General features: G+C 67.6%; 17 protein-coding genes and 1 pseudogene. 6 read left to right on the top strand and 12 right to left on the bottom strand.

Features of this window, described 5'->3' with window-relative positions; genetic code table 11:
• The 3 genes and pseudogenes from U4Y90_RS33995 to U4Y90_RS34005 all read right to left on the bottom strand — a co-directional run.
• Positions 1 to 88: pseudogene (locus tag U4Y90_RS33995) on the bottom strand (electron transfer flavoprotein subunit beta/FixA family protein); the annotation flags it as partial.
• A gap of 25 nt (positions 89 to 113) precedes the next feature.
• Positions 114 to 902, bottom strand: a complete 789-nt coding sequence (locus U4Y90_RS34000; protein WP_321801312.1) for an SDR family NAD(P)-dependent oxidoreductase — start codon at positions 900 to 902, stop codon at positions 114 to 116.
• Between the two features lie 40 nt (positions 903 to 942).
• Positions 943 to 1,788, bottom strand: coding sequence for an alpha/beta hydrolase (locus U4Y90_RS34005; RefSeq protein ID WP_321801314.1), 846 nt, complete (start codon positions 1,786 to 1,788; stop codon positions 943 to 945).
• A gap of 151 nt (positions 1,789 to 1,939) precedes the next feature.
• Here U4Y90_RS34005 and U4Y90_RS34010 point away from each other — a divergent pair, with 151 nt between their 5' ends.
• From U4Y90_RS34010 to dmpG, 6 genes are all read left to right on the top strand, one after another.
• On the top strand, positions 1,940 to 2,737 hold the full coding sequence (locus U4Y90_RS34010; RefSeq protein WP_321801315.1) for an SDR family oxidoreductase: 798 nt from the start codon (positions 1,940 to 1,942) through the stop codon (positions 2,735 to 2,737).
• A 109-nt stretch (positions 2,738 to 2,846) separates the two neighbouring features.
• Positions 2,847 to 4,409, top strand: coding sequence for a DUF1302 domain-containing protein (locus tag U4Y90_RS34015; protein WP_321801316.1), 1,563 nt, complete (start codon positions 2,847 to 2,849; stop codon positions 4,407 to 4,409).
• A gap of 63 nt (positions 4,410 to 4,472) precedes the next feature.
• A complete protein-coding gene (locus U4Y90_RS34020) occupies positions 4,473 to 5,852 on the top strand; it encodes a DUF1329 domain-containing protein (protein ID WP_321801318.1) in 1,380 nt (459 codons plus the stop codon).
• 86 nt (positions 5,853 to 5,938) lie between these two features.
• The gene (gene dmpE, locus U4Y90_RS34025) at positions 5,939 to 6,721 is read left to right on the top strand and encodes a 2-oxopent-4-enoate hydratase (RefSeq protein ID WP_321801320.1); all 783 of its coding nucleotides are present in this window, start codon (positions 5,939 to 5,941) and stop codon (positions 6,719 to 6,721) included.
• A gap of 11 nt (positions 6,722 to 6,732) precedes the next feature.
• On the top strand, positions 6,733 to 7,632 hold the full coding sequence (locus tag U4Y90_RS34030; RefSeq protein WP_321801322.1) for an acetaldehyde dehydrogenase (acetylating): 900 nt from the start codon (positions 6,733 to 6,735) through the stop codon (positions 7,630 to 7,632).
• Positions 7,633 to 7,643: 11 nt separating this feature from the next.
• Positions 7,644 to 8,675: a 4-hydroxy-2-oxovalerate aldolase gene (gene dmpG / locus U4Y90_RS34035; protein ID WP_321801324.1), complete on the top strand. Its 1,032-nt coding sequence runs from the start codon at positions 7,644 to 7,646 to the stop codon at positions 8,673 to 8,675.
• A 94-nt stretch (positions 8,676 to 8,769) separates the two neighbouring features.
• Here the strand turns inward: dmpG and U4Y90_RS34040 are convergent, their stop codons facing one another.
• The 9 genes from U4Y90_RS34040 to U4Y90_RS34080 form a co-directional block, all read right to left on the bottom strand.
• On the bottom strand, positions 8,770 to 9,846 hold the full coding sequence (locus tag U4Y90_RS34040; protein ID WP_321801325.1) for a Rieske 2Fe-2S domain-containing protein: 1,077 nt from the start codon (positions 9,844 to 9,846) through the stop codon (positions 8,770 to 8,772).
• Between the two features lie 74 nt (positions 9,847 to 9,920).
• Complete coding sequence (locus tag U4Y90_RS34045; protein WP_321801326.1) at positions 9,921 to 12,389, bottom strand: efflux RND transporter permease subunit; 2,469 nt, start codon at positions 12,387 to 12,389, stop codon at positions 9,921 to 9,923.
• A 60-nt stretch (positions 12,390 to 12,449) separates the two neighbouring features.
• On the bottom strand, positions 12,450 to 13,421 hold the full coding sequence (locus U4Y90_RS34050) for a WD40/YVTN/BNR-like repeat-containing protein (protein WP_321801328.1): 972 nt from the start codon (positions 13,419 to 13,421) through the stop codon (positions 12,450 to 12,452).
• Positions 13,422 to 13,459: 38 nt separating this feature from the next.
• Positions 13,460 to 14,665: an acetyl-CoA C-acyltransferase gene (locus U4Y90_RS34055; protein WP_321801330.1), complete on the bottom strand. Its 1,206-nt coding sequence runs from the start codon at positions 14,663 to 14,665 to the stop codon at positions 13,460 to 13,462.
• 11 nt (positions 14,666 to 14,676) lie between these two features.
• The gene (locus U4Y90_RS34060) at positions 14,677 to 15,162 is read right to left on the bottom strand and encodes a MaoC family dehydratase (RefSeq protein ID WP_415749444.1); all 486 of its coding nucleotides are present in this window, start codon (positions 15,160 to 15,162) and stop codon (positions 14,677 to 14,679) included.
• The gene (locus U4Y90_RS34065) at positions 15,159 to 15,959 is read right to left on the bottom strand and encodes an SDR family oxidoreductase (RefSeq protein ID WP_321801332.1); all 801 of its coding nucleotides are present in this window, start codon (positions 15,957 to 15,959) and stop codon (positions 15,159 to 15,161) included. Before U4Y90_RS34065 ends, U4Y90_RS34060 begins: the two co-directional genes overlap by 4 nt.
• Entirely contained in the window at positions 15,956 to 17,131 is a 1,176-nt protein-coding gene (locus U4Y90_RS34070) for an acyl-CoA dehydrogenase family protein (RefSeq protein WP_321801334.1), read from the bottom strand. The genes U4Y90_RS34065 and U4Y90_RS34070 overlap by 4 nt, the downstream gene beginning before the upstream one ends.
• Entirely contained in the window at positions 17,128 to 18,300 is a 1,173-nt protein-coding gene (locus tag U4Y90_RS34075) for an acyl-CoA dehydrogenase family protein (protein WP_321801335.1), read from the bottom strand. The genes U4Y90_RS34070 and U4Y90_RS34075 overlap by 4 nt, the downstream gene beginning before the upstream one ends.
• Before the next feature lie 4 nt (positions 18,301 to 18,304).
• The gene (locus tag U4Y90_RS34080; RefSeq protein ID WP_321801336.1) at positions 18,305 to 19,183 is read right to left on the bottom strand and encodes an SDR family oxidoreductase; all 879 of its coding nucleotides are present in this window, start codon (positions 19,181 to 19,183) and stop codon (positions 18,305 to 18,307) included.
• Between the last annotated feature and the right edge of the window lie 18 nt (positions 19,184 to 19,201).

The raw sequence follows: 19,201 nt of genomic DNA on the forward strand, positions 1-19,201 counted from the left end.
TGGCGATATCGACACCCGTGTTATCCGACTTCACCCGGACCTTCACGTTGTAATCGATGACCCGCTTGACCGCGACTAGCACTTTCAATTGCATGTCTCCTTCGATGCACGCATCAGCGCGCCGTGTACCCGCCATCGATCACGAGTTCCGCGCCCGTCACATAGCGCCCGGCCGGCGACACCAGATAGAGAATGCCCGCCGCGATATCGCGCGGAATGCCGATCTTGCCGAGCGGCACCGCGGTCTGCATATAGTCGAATGCCTGATCCGGGTCCTGCCCCATGCGCCGGAAGGCCTCCTCCAGCATCGGCGTGCGGATATAGCCCGGATGCACGGAGTTCGCGCGGATGTTCTTCGCCGCATACAACATCGCATCGACCTTCGCCATCATCCGCACCGCGGCCTTCGACGCGTGATAGGCGGGCACGTCCGGCCCGCCGACGATGCCGTACATCGACGACAGATTCACGATCGATCCGCCGCCCGCCGCCTCGATGTGCGGAATCGCGTGACGCGTGCACAGGAACACGCCGTTCACGTTCACGTCCTGCACGCGCTGCCACTGTTCGAGCGTGAGCTCGTGCGTCGGCACGTTCGGGCCGTCGATGCCCGCATTGTTCACGAGCACGTCGAGCTGCCCGAAGCGGCCGACGATCTCGCCGAACACGCGCTTCACGTCCGCTTCGCGCGTCACGTCGAGTGCCCAGAACGCCGCCTTTGCGCCCTGCGCCGTGATCTCGCCGGCGAGCGCCTCGCCCTCCTTCGACAGCACGTCGAGGATCGCGACCGACGCGCCCGCCGCCGCGAGCGTGCGCGCCGTCTGCGCGCCGATGCCGCGCGCCGCGCCCGTGATCGCGGCAACCTTGCCGCGCATGTCGAACAGTTCTTCGATGAGATTCATGATGTCTCCCGTATTGTCAGTGTGTGCAGGCAAACCCGCTTTATCGCGCATTCAGCGTCGCCAGGAAATCGAGGCATTCCCGATTGAAGTAGTCGCGGTGCTCGACCATCACCCAGTGCCCGCATCGGTTCATCAGCGTGAAGCGCGCGTCGCGGCAGCGCTCGAGAAACTTCAGCGCGCCGCCGACCGGATTGAAGCGGTCGTCCGTGCCCCAGAAACCGAGCACCGGGCAGCGGATATCCGGCAACGCATCCGTGAGGTTCGGCACGCTCATCGTCGCTAGCACCTCGGTCGGTTGCTCGACGCAGACTCTCATGCGCTCGTCGACGAGCGCATCCGTGACGAGCGCCGGATCGTGGACGAGCAGCGTCAGCAACTCGCGCATCGTGTCGCGGTTCATCTGCCGGTTCGTGAACCGTTGCACCATCCGCTGGATGCCTTCCATCCGGAAGTAGGTCTCCCGATCCTCGACGCCGCCCGGCGCCATCATGATGAGGCCGTCGACGCTGTCTGGGTAATCGAGCGCGTACTTCAGCGCGATGGCGCCGCCGAGCGAGTTGCCGAGCAGCACGGCCGGGCCGACGCCGAGCGCTTCGAGCTGCGCGCGCAATGCGCCGACGAAGAAATCGAGCGTGTAGGCGACATCGGCCGGCTTCGACGACTGCCCGTAGCCCGGCAGATCGACGACGATCGCCCGGTGCCCCGCCGCCGCGAACGCCGGATAGTTGTGTTTGAAGTTGCTGAAGCCGCTTGCGCCCGGGCCGCTGCCGTGAATGAACACGACCGGCCGGCCCGCGCCCGCCTCGAAGTGATGGAGCCGCAGGTCGCCACGCACCTGGGTGAACGTGCCGCTCGGAACTGCCGTTGGTGCCGTTACGGTGGTCATCGCTGACTGTCTCCTTGATTTTTTCCGCGCCGCTCGCTGAGCCGCCAGTCGCGATGATCGCTGTCCGCGCGCCGTCCGGCATCGTCCTTTCAGACTACGAAGACATGCGGCGATCTCCCTATCATCGGCTTCGACTGAAGACGAGGGGGATATGAGCGGATTCGACTACAACGGCAAGACGGTGCTCGTCACGGGCGGCACCAAGGGCATCGGGCGACGCATCGCCGAGCGGTTTCTCGCGGCGGGCGCGCGGGTATTCGTCTGCGGGCGCGGCGCACCCGACACGCTGCCGGAGGCAGGCGGCCGGCAAGCGGAATTCATCGCCGCCGATTTGCGCGACATCGATCAGGTCGACGCGCTGCTCGACGTTGTGCGCAACGCGGCCGGCGGTCTCGATGTGCTCGTGAACAACGCGGGCGGCTCACCGTTCGCGCTCGCGGCTGACGCGTCGCCGCGCTTCACCGAGTCGATCGTGCGGTTGAACCTGATCGCGCCGCTACAGATGGCGCAGCGCGTGAACGCGATCATGCAGCGCCAGCCGGACGGCGGCGTGATGCTGTTCATCGCGAGCGTCAGCGCCTCGCGGCCCTCGCCGGGCACGGCCGCCTACGGCGCGGCGAAAGCGGGCCTCGTCAACGCGGTGACCTCGCTCGCGGTCGAATGGGCGCCGCGCGTGCGCGTTTGCGCGGTGAGCCCGAGCCTCGTCCTCACCGAAGCGGCCGCCGAAGGCCATTACGGCGACGCCGACGCGCTCGCGTCCATCCGCGCGACGATTCCCGCTGGCAGGCTCGCCACACCCGACGACATCGCGTCCGCGTGCCTCTTCCTCGCGTCGCCCGATGCGGCGTATGCATCGGGCGCCAATCTGAGGCTCGACGGCGGCGGTGAGCGGCCGGCGTTTCTCGCGGCCGCGCAGACGGCGGCACGCGCCCCGAGAACAGAGGGCTAGGGAAGTCCACTAGTTCATTTTGATGATTCCCCGCCCGCGCGATCTCCCTACTCTGCCACTCACGACAACACAACGCGTCGTCCGTCGACGATAGCCCAGAGGAGACACCATGCATCAACGCATTTCGCGCCGTGCCGACAAGCGTGCGGCGGCCACCCTGTCGACGCTGGCGGCCGCGCTGCTGTCGTGCGCCTCCACGACGCATGCGGGCAGCACCGTGGATTTCGGCGGCGGCACGACGCTCGACTACACGTTCACGCTCGGCTACGGCCTCGGGATGCGCACACGGGAACCGAACGGCAATCTGCTTGCGCCGGCCAACATCAACGGCGACGACGGCGACCGCAACTTTGCGAAGAACAAGCTGATCGAGAACCAGGTGAGCGTGCTCGGCGAGATCAACCTCAAGCACGACGACTGGGGTGTGTTCGTGCGCGCCGACGCGTTCTACGACCAGGCCTATCAGCATCCGAACTACAACGACGCGCCGTCGACGGTCAATCACTTCGGCCAGTACAACAACTTCACCAACGACGCGCAGTACTGGTCCGGCGGCCATCCGACGCTGCTCGCGGCATACGCGTACAACACGTTCCGTTTCGCGGGCACGAGCCTGAACGTCAAGGTCGGCGATCAGGTCGTCGCGTGGGGCGAAAGCGTGTTCTTTCCGAACATCGCCGGCGCGCAAGGCCCTTCGGACGCGACCAAGTCGTACGTGGCCGGCGCGGAGGTCAAGGACATCCTGCTGCCCGTGCCGCAGATCTCCACGCAATGGCAGATCACGCCGAGCTTCAGCCTGCTCGCCTACTACCAGTTCTCGTTCCAGCAGAACCGCCTCACGGCGCCCGGCACCTACTGGAGCTATTCGGACGTGACCGGCCCCGGCGCGCAGTTCGTCATCGGACCGGGCGGCGTCATCATTCCGCGCGGCGCCGACATCAAGCCGGACAGCAAATACCAGTGGGGCGTGGGCGCGCGCTGGCGGGTGTTCGGCGACACCGAGGTCGGCGCGTACTACCTGCACTACAACGACATGAATCCGAGCGTGATCACGTCGTTCTTTCCCACGTTGCAGTATCAGCAGACGTACTTCGACAACATCAAGCTGACCGGCCTGAGCTTCTCGACCCAGCTCGGCGGCGTGAGCGTCGCGGGCGAGACGTCGTATCGCCAGGGCGCGGCCGTGCTCGTGAACACGCCGACCGGCGCCGCCTCCACACGCGGCGACGTCTGGCAGTCCAACTTGTCGGTGATCTACTCGATCGGGCCGACGTTCCTCGCCGCGTCGCAAACGCTGATCGGCGAAATCTCGTATGTGCACGCGGGCAACATCACGCCGCTGATGGGTTCCTCGCAACTGACCAACACCCGCAACGCGGCCGCTTTCGAAATCGCGTGGACGCTCAGCTACAAGAACGTGTTCAACGGCTGGGACCTCGATGTGCCCTTCACGTTCTCCGATGCGTTCACCGGCAAGTCATCGCTCGCGGGCTCGCTCGGCTCGCTGACCGGCGTCGGCGACAAGCGCGTGACGGCCGGCGTGACCTTCACCCGCCTCTCGAACCTGAGGCTGTCGCTCGTCTACGCGAAGTTCCTCGGCACGCCCGATCCGGTCAACCGCATGCTCGCCGATCGCGACTATGTGCTCGCCACCGCGACCTATTCGTTCTGACGCATCGCGCGTCCGCGTCGCATTCATCGAATCAGTCGTCTTTTTGTGCAAGAGGAGTTGGTCATGAGTCGAATTGTTCATTCAACCCTTCGTGCCTGCGTGTTCGCGGCAGGCGCGGCGCTCGCCGTTGCGTCTTACGCGAAGACGAGTCCCGAAGACCTGGCAAAGCTCAGCGGGCCGCTCACGCCGATGGGCGCGGAGCGCGCCGGCAACGAAGACGGCACGATTCCCGCATGGAGCGGCAAGTGGTTCGGCACGCCTCCCGGCGTCGACTACAAGCCGGGCCAGCGCTACCCCGATCCGTACGCGAGCGAAAAGCCGCTCTTCGTGATCACCGCGCAGAACATGCAGCAATATGCGGCGCGGCTCACCGACGGCGAAAAGGCCTTGTTGACCAAGTATCCCGATACCTTCAGGATTCCTGTTTATCCGAGTCATCGCGATTTCCGCTACGCCGAGGACGTCTACAAGGACATTCGCCAGTTCGGGGCGATCACGACGATGACGAAGGACCAGAACGGCCTGAAGGATTTCCCGCCGGTCACGCCGTTTCCGGTGCCGAAAACCGGCGTCGAGGCGATGTGGAATCTGCGCTTCGCATCGCTGATCGAGTGCGAGACCGCGACCTATGACCAGGCGGTCGTCTATCCGGACGGCAACATCGCGTGGGGCAAGGTCGGCTACTACATCTACGGGCCGCGCGGCGAAGATCCGTTCCAGCCGAAGAACCCGCTCGTCACGAAGACGTTCGCGCGCGTGCAGACGCAAATGCCCTTGTCCGACCGCGGCACGATCATCACCAGTTACGACCAGTGGGACCAGGAAGGCTCCGACACGCGCCGCGCATGGGCGTACAACCCCGGCACGCGCCGCGTGCGGCAGATGCCCGAGTACGGCTTCGACCAGCCGATCGGCCCGGGCGGCTTTCGCACCGTCGACGACGACCGCCTCTTCAACGGCTCCGGCGAGCGCTACGAGTGGAAGATCGTCGGCAAGCGCGAGGTCTACATTCCGTACAACAACTACAAGCTGATGGACCCGTCGATCAAGTACGCCGATCTGCTGACGAAGGGCCATGAGAACACGCAGTTCATGCGCTTCGAGCTCCATCGCGTGTGGGTGCTGCAGGCGACGCTCAAGCAGGGCTTTCGCCACCAGTACGCGAAGCGCGTGCTGTATCTCGACGAGGATACGTGGAACGCCGTCGCCGCGGACAATTACGACGCGCGCGGCACCCTGTGGCGCACGAACCTCGCGCCGACGCTCTATGCCTATGACGCGAAGTCGTTCTACTCCACCGCGGTGTTCTATCACGACATGATTTCAGGCGCGTACTACGCGGACCGCCTGACGAATCAGACCGACATGCCGGTGTTGTCGAAGACCTCGAAGATGACCGAAGCCTTCTTCTCGCCCGATGCGATTCGCGGCGACGGCAACTGACCGACGCTTCGCATCTCCGTTCGTGCAGCGTGCCGATGCATCGTCCGGCGCGCTGCACGATCCTCAATTCGCCCTCCACGCCATCCATGCTCCCAACCCTTCATGCGTCGCTCGGCGACGCGCTTTACACCGCGTGGCGCGAACGCGTGCCGATCGCGCCGCTGTCGTCAGCGCACGCGGCGCTTTCGCTTCAGGACGCGTATCGCGTGCAGCAGCATTTCGTCTCACGCCGGCTGGACGATGGCGAAACCGTCGTCGGCAAGAAGATCGGCGTGACGAGCCAGGCCGTGCAGGACATGCTCGACGTGCGCCAGCCCGACTTCGGCATGCTGCTCTCCGGCATGCACTACGAGACCGGACAGCATGTTCCGGTTTCGACGCTGATCGCGCCGCGCGCCGAAGGCGAGATCGCGTTCTACCTCAAGCATGACTTGCGCGGCCCCGGCATCGGCCGCGCCGACGTGCTCGCCGCGACCGATGCCGTCGGCGCGTGCTTCGAGATCGTCGATTCGCGCATTCGCGACTGGGCGATCCGCATTCAGGACACCGTGGCCGACAACGCCTCGTGCGGCGTCTACGTGCTCGGCGACGAGCGCGTCGATCCTCGCGCGCTCGATCTCGCCGCGTGCGAGATGACGATCGAGAAGAACGGCGAGCGCGTCGCGCACGGCAAAGGCGCGGCCGCGCTCGGTCACCCCGCCGACGCGGTCGCGTGGCTCGCGAACACGCTGGGCGCGCTCGGCGTCCCGCTCCTCGCGGGCGAAGTCGTGCTGTCGGGCTCGCTCGCCGCGCTGATTCCCGTCGCTGCCGGCGATGCGCTGTCGATGCATATCGGCGGCATCGGCGGCTGCGAAGTCCGCTTCATCTAAAGGAACCCTCGATGAACAAAATCAAATGCGCGCTGATCGGCCCGGGCAATATCGGCACCGATCTGCTGTACAAGCTGCGCCGCTCCGCCGTGCTGGAGCCGGTCTGGATGGTCGGCGTCGATCCGGCATCCGACGGTCTCGCCCGCGCCCGCGAGCTCGGCCTGAAGACCACCGATCAGGGCGTCGACGGCCTGTTGCCGCACGTCGCGGCGGACGACATCCGCATTGCGTTCGATGCGACTTCCGCCTACGTGCATCGCGACAACTCGGACAAGCTCACCGCGCTCGGCGTGCGGATGATCGATCTGACGCCCGCCGCGATCGGGCCGTACTGCGTGCCGCCCGTGAACCTCGACGCGCATCTCGACAGCGCGCAGATGAACGTCAACATGGTGACCTGCGGCGGCCAGGCGACGATCCCGATGGTGTACGCGGTGTCGCGCGTGCAGCCGCTCGCCTACGGCGAGATCGTCGCGACGGTGTCCTCGCGCTCGGTCGGTCCCGGCACGCGCAGGAACATCGACGAATTCACCCGCACCACCGCCGGCGCGATCGAGCAGGTCGGCGGCGCGCGCCGGGGCAAGGCGATCATCGTCATCAACCCGGCCGAGCCGCCGCTCATCATGCGCGACACGATTCACTGCCTGACCGAAGGGCCGCCCGACATAGATGCGATCACCGCGTCGGTGCACGCGATGGTCAAAGAAGTCCAGCGCTACGTGCCCGGCTACACGTTGAAGAACGGCCCGGTGTTCGACGGCAACCGCGTGTCGGTGTTCATGGAAGTCGAAGGCCTCGGCGATTACCTGCCGAAATACGCGGGCAATCTCGACATCATGACCGCCGCCGCGGCCGCCACCGCCGAGCGCTTCGCCGAACAGATGCTGGCCGCGACGGCCGCCACCGCATGAGGAGTCACGCTATGTCACTTGCAGGAACGAAGGTCACCGTTCACGACATGTCGCTGCGCGACGGGATGCACCCGAAGCGCCACCAGATTTCGCTCGACGAGATGCGCGCGATCGCGCGCGGGCTCGATGCGGCCGGCGTGCCGCTGATCGAGGTCACGCACGGCGACGGCCTCGGCGGCGCGTCGGTCAACTACGGCTTTCCCGCACATGCCGACGAGGATTATCTGAGCGCGGTGATCGCCGAGATGAAGCAGGCGAAGGTGTCGGCGCTGCTGCTGCCGGGCATCGGCACGGTCGATCATCTGCGCATGGCGCACGATCTTGGCGTGAGCACGATTCGCGTCGCCACGCACTGCACGGAGGCCGATGTGTCGGAGCAGCACATCGGGCTTGCGCGCGAGCTCGGGCTGGACACGGTCGGCTTTCTGATGATGGCGCACATGTCGCCGCCGGAGGAGCTGGTCGCGCAGGCGAAGCTGATGGAATCGTACGGGGCGAACTGCATCTACATCACCGATTCGGCCGGACACATGTTGCCCGACGACGTCACCGCGCGCATCTCCCGGGCGCGCGCCGCGCTGAAACCCGAAACCGAGCTCGGCTTTCACGGGCATCACAATCTCGCGATGGGCGTCGCGAACTCGATCGCGGCGATCGCGGCCGGCGCGAATCGCATCGATGCCGCGGCGGCGGGTCTTGGCGCGGGCGCGGGCAATACGCCGCTGGAAGTGTTGATCGCCGTGTGCAAACGGATGGGGATCGAAACCGGCGTCGACGTGTTCCGCATCTCGGACGTCGCGGAAGACCTCGTCGTGCCGATCATGGATGCGCCGATCCGCATCGACCGCGATGCGCTGACGCTGGGTTACGCGGGCGTCTACTCGTCGTTCCTGCTGTTTGCGAAACGCGCGGAGGCGAAGTACAAGGTGCCGGCGCGCGACATCCTCGTCGAGCTGGGGCGGCAGCGGCTCGTCGGCGGGCAGGAGGACATGATCGAGGACACGGCGTTGACGCTTGCGCGGGAGCGGGGTGTGGTGGTTTGAGGGTTTTACGCATCGGGTGAACCGGCGTTGCGCCGGTTCATAAAAAAGCGAAACGGTGCGTGCGCCGCTCGTCTCGCTCCTGCCCCTCCCCGCATCACCCCTCGAACACGTGATGCACCCCCGGCATCCCTCCCGAATCCCTTCCCCCGATCTCGAACACCTTGCGCGCGACGCTCGTGGGCCGCACATCCGCCGCGTCGACATAAAACTGCGAGTACCAGTCGCGCATCTGATACAGCGGGCCATCGCCTTCGCACAGCAGCGGATTGTCGATGCGCGTCTTCGAGTCCCAGATCGCGACGTCCTCATAGAACGCGGCCTGCGCCTGCTTCACATAGGCGCGCGCAATCTCCACGTTCTGCTCGTCCGACAGGCCGGCAATCTTCTTCACCATCACGCCATAGCGCAGCTCGAAGCTGTTCATGCCGATCGGCACGTGGCAGTTGAGCAGGATCGAGTGAATCGGCTGGCCGCCGCTTTGTCCCGTCATCTCGGTGATGTGATACGCCGGCCCGAAATACGTGGACAGCGCGATCAGTTCGTCGCCGCCCAGCCGCTCGCTGCGCCCGACGAGCAACTGCGTCGCCTTATGTTGCTCGAACAGATTGGCGAAGTAATCGACCGGTGCGCCGTGCACGGTCGCGAAGTGCGCCATGTCCGAGATGTTGTCGACGAGCTCGCGGCAGTTCGTGCCGATCACCATCTTGTCGACGACCCAGTCGGACCACGCATCGCTGAAACACGCGTCGATGCGCGGAATCGCCACATCGGCCGGAGGCGGGTTGCCTTCGGGATCGTGCCAGATGAACAGCAGATGGTTCTGCTCGCAAGTGTGCCACGCGCCGATCTTCGCTTTCGGCGGAATGCGCTTGCAGTACGGAATCGACTGGCAGTTGCCGTCGCCGTTCCATTGCCAGCCGTGAAACGGACAGACGAGCGTATCGCCGTCCACGCGTCCCGTGCTCAGATCGGCGCCCATGTGCGGGCAGTATCCATCCACGACGTTCACGCGTCCTTGCGTATCCATGAACGCGGCGAGACGCCGTCCGAAGATGTTCAGCGTGTGCGGCTTGCCGTCCTTGAAATCGCTGGCGAGCCCGAGGCAGTGCCAGCCGCGCGCATAGCGCTCGGCGAGCTGTTGCGCCTCGATCTTGTAGGGGCGTGCGGACATGAGGGTCGTCTCCTTTTGTGCTCGCGCGGCCGCTCGCCGCGCGCGGGTGATGGTCGGTGGCGCCGCGCGCCGGCTCAGTGTTCGAGCACGCGCGCCTCGTTCAGCGCAGGCGCGGCGGGAACCGTCTGCGCGGCCGTCGCGGCCTGACGCGTCGCGCGGCGCTCGGCGCGCTCGACGCCCAGCCATGCGGCGAGCGCCGGCAGCAGGAACACCGCGCCGAACAGGTTCACGAGGAACATGAACGCGAGCAGCACGCCCATGTCGACCTGAAACTTCAGCGCGGAGAACGCCCATGTGCCGACGCCGATGAACATCGTCACGGCCGTGAACAGCGCCGCGGTGCCGCGCTGGCGCATCGCGTCGGCGAACGCGGCGGGCAGCGTCGCGCCTTCGCGGATGCCGTGCTGCAGACGCTCGTACAGATAGATGCCGTAGTCGACGCCGACGCCCACGCCGAGCGTGATCACCGGCAGCGTCGCAACCTTGAGGCCGATGCCGAGCCGCGCCATCACCGCGTTGCAGAGGATCGACACGAGCGTGAGCGGCACGATGATGCACAGCACCGCGCGCCACGAGCGGAACGTGAGCGCGCATAACAGCGCGATCGCGCCGAAGATCGACAGCAGCATCGCGATCTCGGCGTCGCCGACCGCCTCGTTGGTCGCCGCCATCACGCCGACGTTGCCGCCCGCAAGTCGGAACGCGACGTTCGGCGTCCGGTTCTCGCCCGCGAAGCGCTTGATCTCGCTGACGATATGCGCGATGGTCCTGCCTTCGTGATTCGCGGTGTAGATCAGCACCTGGATCGCCTTGCAGTTTTCGGTGTTGAGGCCGTTGTCCGCATCGAACGCTTTCGCGCCTTGCGTGAGGCCGTCGCTCGAACGCGGCAGCGCGGCCCAGCGCGGATTGCCTTCGTTGAACGCGGCAATGAACACCTTGCCCTGCGACGCGACGCTCGTCACCGACTGCACGCCGGCGACGCCGCGCATGTCCATCTCGAACTTCTCGATCGCGCTCATCACCGGATAGTGCAGGCAGGCATCGTCGAAGCCGGTCGGCTCGACGATCACCGACAGCACATCCACACCGATATCGTATTGATGCGTGATCGCCGCGTTGTCGAGGTTGTAGCGCGAGTTCGCGCGCAACTCGGGCGCACCGGTCCCGATGTCGCCGATCGCAAGAAGGCGCGATTCGAGCGCGCCGCACACGAGCAGGCCGAGCGCGACCGCGAACACGCCGAGCGCGGGCAGCGGCCGCGCGAACACCGCGAAGCCCGACCACAGCCGGCTGCCGCCCTTCGCCGCCGCGCGCTGCGCGCGGGCCAGCGTGCCTCGCTCGAGCCGCGTGTACGACAGCAGGATCGGCAGGAAGACCTTGTTCGTGACGATCATCAGCAGCACGCCGAGACATGCGGTGACACCCAGCTCGCGCACGATGTCGATCTGGATGCGCATGATCACCATGAAGCCGAGCGCATTGGTGAGAAGCGCCACGGTGCCCGGCACGAACAGCTTGCGGAAAGCGTCGCGCGCCGCATCGGCCGACGCATTCATCGATGATCCGCCCGCGACGAGCGCCTGCTTCCACGCATTGGTCATCTGCACTGCATGCGACACGCCGATCGAGAAGATCAGGAACGGCACCAGAATCGACATCGGATCGATGCCCAGCCCGAGGAGCGGCAATGCGCCGAGCAACCAGACGACCGGCAACAGCGCGACGAAGAGCGCGAGCACGGTGGTCTTGAGCGAGCGGGTGTAGACGAACAGAAGCAGGGCCGTGATCAGGAACGCCACCGCGAAGAACGCGATCACGCCGGAGATGCCCGACTCGACATCGCCGACGAGCTTCGCGAAGCCGATGATGTTCACATCGACGTTGCGGTTCGCGTAGCGCGCGCGGATCTCTTCGAGCTGACGCGCGACCGTGCCGTAATCGAAGCGCTTGCCGGTCGCCGGGTCTGTCTCGCGCAGTTCCGCGCGAATCAGCGCGGATTTCAGATCGTTGCCGACGAGGCGGCCGATCTGCCCCGAGCGCGCGACATTGCGGCGCACTTTCGCGAGATCGTCCGGATGCGCGCTCGAAAACTGCCCGGGCACGACCACATCGCCACGGAATCCGGCCTCCGTCACTTCCGTGTAGTGGACGTTCGGCGTGAACAGCGAGAACACCCGCGCGCGGTTGATGCCGGGGATGAAGAACACGTCGTCGGTCGCATGGCGCAGCGCGTCCATGAACGGCTGGTTGTAGATGTCGCCCTCTCCCTTCCAGCGCAGGCTCACGAGCACCGTGTTCGCGCCCGGGAACGCGCCCGCATAGCGGTTGAACACCTGCATGTACGGATGCTGCATCGGGATCATCTTGCTGAATCCCGGATCGAGTTTCAGGCGGCTCGCCGACGCGCCGAGCGCGAGCGTCAGCGCGATGCACACCATCAGCAGGATGCGGCGCCGGCGGATGATGAAATCCGCGCAGCGTTCGACGAACGCGGCGAGGCGCGAGGCGGGCACGGCGTCATGGGGGCGGGACAGGTCGTTCATGAAGGTCTCACGTCGAAGCGGGCTATCGGAGCGGAGGGACGGACGAAGGCGGCGCGCGCCTCAGAATGGCGACGACGAAGAAGCGGCGGGAAAGCGCGCGATACCCGCCTCGCCGCCCGTCAGGAGCGCGCCGTGCCCGAGGTCGAGCACCGCCGCGAGGCTCTGCACGCCGCCGAGCTTCTTCACGTCGAAGGTCTTGCCGCCGTCGCGCGAGCCGACGATCGCGCCGCCCTGGCCCACCAGCATGAGTTCGCCGTCGGCGAGCTGCGTCGCGCCGAAGTACGACGCGGGGATACGACTGTCGACGTGGCTCCACGTCTCGCCGCGATCCGTGCTGCGCAGCACGTTGCCGCGCATCCCGTAGACGACCCAGTCGCCGTTCGCGAGCATCAGCACGCCGAAGAGCGATCCCTGATACGGCGACGGCCGCTTCTCCCAGGTCGCGCCGTCATCGGTGGAGCGCAGCAGCGTGCCGCTCTCGCCGGCGATCAGCAGATTGCCGTGGCCGTCGCCGGCGATCGCGTTCAGGTGACGGTCGCCGGCGGGCGTCCTGACCGTTTGCCACGTGAGCCCGCCATCGCCCGACCGGAGCAACTGGCCGAAGCTGCCCGCCGCGAACAGCGGCCCGTTTGCCGTGCCCCACACCGACAGCAGCGGGTCGGCATGCCGCTTGTCGACATGCGCTTCGCGCCAGCTCGCGCCGGCGTCGTCGGTGCGCACGATGCGGCCGTCGTGGCCGACCGCGACGCCCTGCGTCGGCGAGACGAACAGCACTTGCGTGAGCGTCGACGGCTCGCCGGGCGCGACCGTCGCGGGACGCCATCGCCTGCCGTCATCGTCGCTCAGCAGGATCACGCCGCGCTCGCCGACCGCGACGATGCGCGCGCCGGCTTTCGCGAGGCCGTTGACCTGCACGCGGTCCGCGTGAATCGCGCTCGCGGCGAACGCGGGCAGCGGACGCGGCGAAAACGCGAACAGCGCGGCGGCGAGCACGAGCGCCGACATCGCCAGTCCCGGCAGTGTTCTTTTCATGGCTTTTGTCTCCAGTCCCACGTGTCTCCGGGTGCGGTCTACGCCGCGACCTCGAACAGCGCGGCGGCGCCCATCCCGCCGCCGATGCACATCGTCACGACGACGTGCCGCACGCCACGGCGCGCGCCTTCGATGAGCGCGTGCATGGTCATGCGCGTGCCGGACATGCCGAACGGATGACCGAGCGCGATCGCGCCGCCGTCGACATTGAGCCGGTCGTCCGGAATGCCGAGGCGGTCGCGGCAATACAGCACCTGGCACGCGAACGCCTCGTTCAGCTCCCACAAGCCGACATCGCGCACCGTGAGCCCGAAGCGCGCGAGCAGCTTCGGCACCGCGAACACCGGGCCGATGCCCATTTCGTCCGCGTCGCAGCCGGCCACCGCCAGTCCGCGGAACGTGCCGAGGGGCGCGAGGCCGCGCCGCCGCGCCTCTGCGCGCGACATCACGACCACGGCCGCCGCGCCGTCCGACAATTGCGACGCGTTGCCCGCCGTGATGAACTCGCCCCGCGCGACCGCGTCGCCGCCGCTCCAGACCGGCTTCAGCGATGCGAGGCTCGCCGCCGACGTATCGGCGCGCGCGCATTCGTCGCGCATCGCGCGCACGTCCTCGTGGCCGGTTGCGTTGCCTTCCTTGTCGAACAGCGCGCGGCGCACGTCGAGCGGCGCGAGCTCCGTGTCGAATCGGCCGGCCGCCTGCGCCGCCGCCGTCCGCTGCTGGCTTTTCAGCGCATAGGCATCCTGGTCGGCCCGCGCGATGCCGTAGCGGCGCGACACCACTTCCGCCGTCTCGATCATCGCCATATAGGCGGCCGGCTGATGCGCGAGCACCGCCTGCGAACGCGCGCGATACCCGTTCTTGTGCTTGTTCTGCGTCAGCGTGATCGACTCGACGCCGCCCGCGACCACGATCCGCGCATCGCCCGCGCCGATGCTGCGCGCGGCGCTCGCGATCGTCATCAGGCCCGACGAGCACATCCGGTCGAGCGCCATGCCCGGCACCGACGCGGGCAGGCCCGCCGCCGCCGCGGACAGCCGGCCGATGTTGTAGCCCTGCGTGCCCTGCTGCGCGGCGCAGCCGATCAGCACGTCGTCGACTTCATCGGGTGCGATGTCCGCGCGCTCCATCGCGGCGCGCACGACATGGCCGCCGAGCGCGGGCGCCTCGGTATCGTTGAACATGCCGCGAAACGCCTTGCCGATCGGCGTGCGCGCGGCGGAAACAATCACTGCGTCTTCCATGAACGGACTCTCTAGAAGTAGTAGCGGCTGATCGTGTCGGCGACACAGCCCGGCTTGCTTTCGCCGTCGATCTCGACGGTCACGCGAATCCACGCCTGCACGCCGCCTTCGAGCGGCTCGACGCGCAGCAGCTCCGCGACGCCGCGCACACGCGCGCCGACCTTCACCGGCGCGGGAAAGCGAACCCTGTCGCAGCCGTAGTTGATGCCGAGCCGCGCGCCGTCGATGCGCACGATCTGCGGCAGGAAGTCGTTGACGAGCGCAAGCGTCAGGTAGCCATGCGCGATGCATGCGCCGAACGGGCCGTCCTTCGCGCGCGCCGGATCGACGTGCACCCACTGGTGGTCGCCCGTCGCGGCGGCGAACGCGTCGATGCGCGGCTGACCGATCGCGAGCCACGCGCTTTCGCCGAGCCGCTCGCCGACCGCGGCGGCGAGTTCGTCCGGATGCGCGAACACGCGGGGCGCACGGGTGAGATCGAGCGCGGCGCTCATCATGCGTGCTGGCTGCTGACCGACAGCACTTCGCCGGTCATGTACGACGCGTAATCGCTTGCGAGAAACACCATCACGTTGGCCACCTCCCAGACTTCGGCGGCACGCCCGAACGCTTCGCGCGACGCCAGTTGATCGAGCAAATCGGCCGGGGCCGACTTCTTCAGAAAATCGTGCATCGCGATGCTCGGCGCGACCGCGTTGATCCTCACGCCATACGGCGCGGCTTCGAGCGCCGCGCAGCGCGTGAGCGCCATCACGCCGGCCTTCGCCGCCGCGTAGTGCGCCTGTTCCGCCTGCGCGCGCCAGCCGAGCACCGATGCGTTGTTCACGATCGCGCCGCGTCCGCGGGCCTGCATGTGCGGGAGCATCGCGCGGGTCATCCGGAACGTCCCGGTGAGGCTAATGTCGATCACCCGCGACCATTCGGCATCGTCCATTTCGACGATGCGCTTCGCCCCGCCGAGCCCCGCGTTGTTGATCAGCACGTCGACGCCGTCGAGCCGCGATTGCGCATCGGCGACGAGCGCCCGCACGTCGTCCTCGACCGCGACGTTGGCGAGGCGCCCGTAGATCCGCTGCAGGCCCGTCTCGGCGCGCAGCGTGTCGACCGCCTGTTCGAGGCGCTGTTCGTGGATGTCGGAGATGAAGAGCGCGCGGCAGCCTTCCTCCGCAGCGCGGCGCGCGGCCGCGAAGCCGATGCCCGCGCCCGCCGCGGCGGTGATCAGCACCGACTTTCCGGCGAGCAGCCGATGGCCCTGCACGTACGCGGGCGCTGTCTGGATCTGGGGTTCGGTCATGCTTGTCCTCGAGGTTCCCTAGGCATGCCGAGCCCGCGCTCGGCCATGATGTTGAGCTGGATTTCATTGGTGCCGGCGTAGATCGTGTCCGCGCGGGAGAACAGGAATACGCGCTGCAGATGCGTGCGCTTTTCGTCGGCGGGATCGATCATGTTCGCGCGCGGGCCGAGCACGTCCATCGCGAGCTGGCCGAGGTCGCGGTGCCAGTTCGACCAGTAGTACTTATAGATGAGCGCCTCGCGGCCCGATGACGCGCCGGACAACATGCGCAGCGCGTTGTAGCGCATCACGCGCAGGCCCGCCCACGCGCGGCCGATGCGCTGCCGCAGCACGGGATCGCGGTTCGCGCCCGTGTCGCGCGCGGCGTCGATCAGCCATTCGAGCTCGCGCACGAACTGCATCTGCTGGCCGAGCGTCGAGATGCCGCGCTCGAAGCCGAGCAGCGTCATCGCGATGCGCCAGCCGTCGCCCGGCGCGCCGACGAGGTCGCGCGCTTCGGCGCGCGCGCCGTCGAAGAACACTTCGTTGAACTCCGCGCCGCCGTTGAGCTGGCGGATCGGACGGATCTCGATGCCGGGCTGGTCGAGCGGCATCAGCAGGAACGACAGCCCGCGATTGCCCCGCGACGCCGGATCGGTGCGCGCGAGCACGAAGATCCAGTCGGATTCACGCGCGAGCGACGTCCACACTTTCTGGCCGTGGACGCGCCACGCGCCGTCGGCGTCCCGCTCGGCGCGCGTGCGCACGTTCGCGAGATCGGAGCCCGCGCCCGGCTCCGAATATCCCTGACACCAGAACTGCGTGCCCGACAGAATGCCGGGCAAAAAGCGCGCACGCTGGTCGTCGGTGCCGCAGGCGAGAAGCGTCGGCCCGAGCAGCCCTTCGCCGATGTGGCCCATGCGTCCCGGACCGCCCGCGCGCGCATATTCCTCGTGAAAGATCACCTGCTCGGCCACCGAAAGGCCCCGTCCGCCAGCCTCGGCCGGCCAGCCGAGTCCGGTCCAGCGGCCCTGCGCCATTTCCTGCTCCCACGCCTTGCGCAGCTCCGGCCACGCTTCCTCGTCGCCGGGGCCGCCGCGGTATTTCAGGCATGCGAATTCGCCGGTGAGGTGCGATCGCACCCAGTCCGCCACTTCGTGCCGCAACTGCTGTTCGAACGTTTCGCTGTTCATTGCAGTGCTCCTGCGCGCTCGGCTGAACCGTCGATCGCGTGACGCGCGATCCATTCGAGCAGTTGCGGCGTCGTGCCGAACTGCGCGGCCGACGCCTGCGCGCGCTTGAAATAGAGATGCGGGTCGTACTCCCACGTGAAGCCGACGCCGCCGTGAAGCTGGATCGCCTCCTGCGCGCAGAACGAAAACGCGTCGTTCGCCGTGGCTTTGGCGGCGGCGATATCGGCGCACAGCGGCGCGTCCGGCGCCGCGCCGCGCTGCGCATCCCACGCATGCGCCGCGCCGAGCACCGCCGAGCGCGCGGATTCGATCAGCACCATCATCTGCGCGCAGCGATGCTTGACCGCCTGGAACGAAGCGATCGCGCGGCCGAACTGCACGCGCTGGCTCGTGTAGTCGAGCGTCAGGTCGAGGCATTGCTGCGCGCCGCCTGTCGCTTCGGCAGCGAGCGCGAGCGCCGCGAACCACGCAGTGCGTTCGAGCGCGGGCGTCGCGTCGCGGGCAGCGAGCGACGCGTCGCGCGCGACACGCACGCCGTCGAGCGCGATCCGGGCGAGCGGACGGGTGCCGTCGAGCACGTCGAGCGGCGTCGCGGAGAGACCGCGCGCCACGCCGACTTCGATCGCGAACAGGCCAACCGATCGCCCTTCGTTTGCGATGCGCGCCGGGATCAGCAGCAGGTCGGCGCGCGCACCGTCGATCACCTGCTCGGCCACGCCCGAGAGCGCGTAGCCGTCTGCCGTCTCCTTCGCAATGAACGTCGACGGCTGCGCACCGAACGGCATGTCGATCGGCAGCGCGAGCGTCGCGCTGCACGCGCCCGCGGCGATGTTCGCGAGCCATGCACAGGCCGCCGGCGTCGCGCAGTGCGCCAGTGCGGTCGCGGCGACGCAGGCCGTCGAAAAATACGGCACGCACGCGATGCGGCGGCCAAGCTGCTCCAGCAGCAGCGCCTGCTCTACCGCGCCGAGCCCCATGCCGCCCGCCGCCTCCGGAAGCGCGAGCGCGTTCCAGCCGAGCTCGCCCGCGAGCGATGCCCACAATGCGTCGTCACGGCCGCCCGACTGGCCGAGCGCGCGGCGCACATCGGCGGATGCGCTGCGCGCGGCGAGCACGTCCGCCGCCGCGTCGCGGATCATCGTCTGTTCGTCGGTGAGCGAGAGATCCATCGCGCTAGCTCCCGTAGACCCGCTGCGCGGGACGCGCATCGGCGACGAGCCGCGCGACGGCCGGGCCGACCTCGGCAGCCGACCAGCGCGCGCCGCGATCGACGCGCGGTCCCGTGCGCCAGCCTTCCGCGAGCGCGATCATCCCGCCCGCGACCTCGAACACCTGCCCGGTCACGTCGGCCGACTGCGCGCTGCCGAGCCACACGACGAGCGGCGCGACATTGGCCGGATCGTAGAAATCGAAGGCGCCGTCACGCGGCTTCTGCATCATGTCGGCGAACACGTTCTCCGTCATCGAGGTGCGCGCGGCCGGCGCGAGCGCGTTCACGCGCACGCCGTAGCGATGCAGCTCGGCCGCCTGCATCAGCGTCAGCGCGGCGATGCCCGCTTTCGCGGCGCCGTAGTTCGACTGGCCGATCGAGCCTTGCAGCCCCGCGCCCGAGCTGGTGTTGACGATGCGGGCATCGACCGGCCGCCCCGCCTTCGCGCTATCCCGCCACACGCGCGCGAGCAGGCTCGACAGACAGAAGTGCCCGCGCAGATGCACGCGCATCACGTCGTCCCAATCCTGCTCCGTCATGCTGGTGAACATCTTGTCGCGGCAGATGCCCGCGTTGTTGACGAGCACGTGCACGTCGCCGAACGCATCGCGCGCGGCATCGACGATGCGCTGCGCGGTCTCGATCCGCGTGATGTCGTCGGCGTTCGCGAGCGCGCGGCCGCCCTGCTGCGCGATCTCGTCGCAGACGCTTTGCGCCGCGTCGTGCCGGATGTCGTTGACGACGACCGCCGCGCCTTCGGCCGCGAACGCGAGCGCATATTCGCGCCCGAGCCCGCCGCCCGCACCGGTGACGATGACCGTGCGTCCGTTGCAGATTCCCATCGTGTACCTCGCTGAAAA

It is taken from the genome of Caballeronia sp. J97 (assembly GCF_905220305.1).
Lineage (GTDB): Bacteria > Pseudomonadota > Gammaproteobacteria > Burkholderiales > Burkholderiaceae > Caballeronia.